This is a genomic window from Shewanella inventionis (assembly GCF_014641855.1).
Taxonomy (GTDB): Bacteria; Pseudomonadota; Gammaproteobacteria; order Enterobacterales; family Shewanellaceae; genus Shewanella; species Shewanella inventionis.
The window spans coordinates 1-2402 of record NZ_BMII01000090.1; the positions used below are offsets into that span (position 1 = coordinate 1).

Here is a 2402-nt window from a genome sequence, read left to right on the forward strand (position 1 = left end):
GTGAGCTTACGGCAGCGTAGCTCAACTTATTTCAATTAACCTGATTTAATCATTGTAACTAAATCAACCCGGTCACAATGATGCCAGATAAACTCCTTAACACCCTCGCTAACTTTGAACAGTGGCGAAGCAATAAACCTTCTCGAGGTAGTGCAATCCCTGAAAATTTGCGCCAGCAAGCGATCGCCCTTTTACCGCATTATTCAAAAACAACCATTGTTAAAAAGTTGCGTATTAGTCATGAGCAATTCAATACTTGGCTTACCGCCAACTCATCAAGTGATGTATCCAATCACTTTATTTCACTACCCAATGCAACGCCGATAACCGAGTCGCTTTCTATCTCCCTGAAGTTCAACAATGGCAATTCTTTAGCCGTATCTGGCGAAGTCAGCGAAACACGGTTTGCTCAGTTAATTGAGGCCATAAAATCATGATCCATTTAACCCGTCATAGCGACATTTTGATTGCTACCCAGCCCGCTGATTTTCGTCAAGGCATTGATGGGTTAGCTACGCTGTGTAAACAACGCCTTCATTGTGAGCCTCGCTCTGGTACCTTGTTTGTTTTTATTAATCGTAACAAAACCATGGTGCGCGCACTCGCTTATGAAAATAACGGTTTTTGGTTGATGACAAAGCGTTTATCTAAGGGCAAGTTCTCTGGCTGGCCAACCATTAATAGTGCCATGACGTCCGTGGACGCCAAACATTTACGGCAATTGCTCAGCGGGAATTACCACCCATTATAAATAACCGCTTGATTTCATTTTAAATGGGATCATACTCCATCCTCTTTTTTATTCCCGCAGGCAAAAGGCTTATTGTGGCAAAACCTTTTAACGATATCGATGCACAATCTCTCGATGATTTAATCAAGCGAGTGATTGAAGCCAAAGAAAATAATCTTGCGCTTAGCGCTGATGATTATCAGTTATTGCTTGATGCGTTACTGACATTAACAACAACACAAAACAAGCTAGCTGACCACGGTATCACCGTGCATAAATTACGTAAGTTACTTGGGATTGAAAAATCATCAGAAAAACAAAGCGACCTGTGTAAAGCACAGAAAAAAACCAGCAAGAAAAGTAAAAAACTAAAAACACAGGATGAAGACTTTACACAGGTCAAACCGGTTATCATCAAACATGCGTTAAACGAAGTAAATAAAGGGGATAGCTGCCCAGAATGTTTGAAAGGTAAGGTCTATAAAGTCGAGCCTGGCAGTTTGTTGCGCATTACAGGGCAAACGCCTTTTACCCCAGAGCAACATATTATGGAGCGCTTGCGTTGCAATGCGTGTGGTGCCTATTTCACGGCAAACCTGCCCGATGAAGTATTACATGACGGTAATAGTCATCAAAAATATGGTTACTCTGCGCGTGCGTTAATGGCGATTTATAAATACTTTGCAGGGCTACCTTTTTATCGTCAAGGCAACATCCAAAAGCTATTGGGCGTCAACATCACTGCGTCGACGGTGTTTGACCAAGTAGAGCTTGTCTGTGATGCGATTTATCCTGTTTACCAGCACTTGTTTGAGTTGGCTGGCGATGCAAAGCACTATTACTTAGATGACACCACCCACCGTATTCTTGACGCCAAGCCAGTTGAAAAGAAAGTACGTAATAGCGAGAAAACACGCTTGCGCTCAGGTGTTTATACATCAGGAGTGATTGCCAGCTTAAAAACGGGCCATGATATTGTGTTATTTGAAACCAATATTGGGCACGCAGGTGAGTTTATCGACCGCATACTCTACAAACGACAAGTCACTGTCGCACCGATATTAATGAGTGATGCGCTCGCCAGTAATCAGCCAAGTACTTGCGAGGTTGAAACATCACTTTGTAATAGCCATGCAAGGCGCCAGTTTGTCGATGTCATTAATCATTTCCCCGAAGAGGTTGAAAATATACTCACACTCTATGGTGAAGTTTGGCGCAATGAACAGACAACCATTGAACGTGAACTCACCGCACGCGAGCGACTTGAGTACCATCAGCAACATTCATTACCCATACTTGAAGCGATTAAAAGTTGGGGTGAAAAGCACTTTACTAATGAAAGCATTGAAGAAAATAGCGGTCTAGGCAAAGCTATCCGTTATTTTTTAAAACACTATGACGGGCTGAGTTTATTTTGCCATCACGAAGGGGTAAAAATAGATAATAACCGCATAGAATCGATGTTAAAAATAGTGGTGCGAGATAGAAAAAATGCGATGTTTCGTAAAAGCTTACTCGGTGCGAACATTGGCGATGTTATCACGTCGATGATAGCAACAGGCAATGAAGCAGGCATCAATGTATTTGATTACTTTACGCGACTGCAACGAGATGCGGATGATGCAAAAAAGCATCCTGAAAAATACCTACCTTGGAATTATCTCGACCAATA

At 42.1% G+C, this 2402-nt stretch carries 3 protein-coding genes; all 3 read left to right on the forward strand.

All coding sequences use genetic code 11. From position 1 onward, the window contains the following. Positions 1-80 precede the first annotated feature (80 nt). A complete protein-coding gene (locus IEW93_RS21630; RefSeq protein WP_140374535.1) occupies positions 81-437 on the forward strand; it encodes a hypothetical protein in 357 nt (118 codons plus the stop codon). Then, on the forward strand, positions 434-751 hold the full coding sequence (gene tnpB / locus IEW93_RS21635) for an IS66 family insertion sequence element accessory protein TnpB (RefSeq protein ID WP_086904928.1): 318 nt from the start codon (positions 434-436) through the stop codon (positions 749-751). The genes IEW93_RS21630 and tnpB overlap by 4 nt, the downstream gene beginning before the upstream one ends. A 74-nt stretch (positions 752-825) precedes the next feature. Then, a partial coding sequence (tnpC, locus tag IEW93_RS21640; RefSeq protein ID WP_188741262.1) for an IS66 family transposase occupies positions 826-2402 on the forward strand: 1577 nt, incomplete at its 3' end.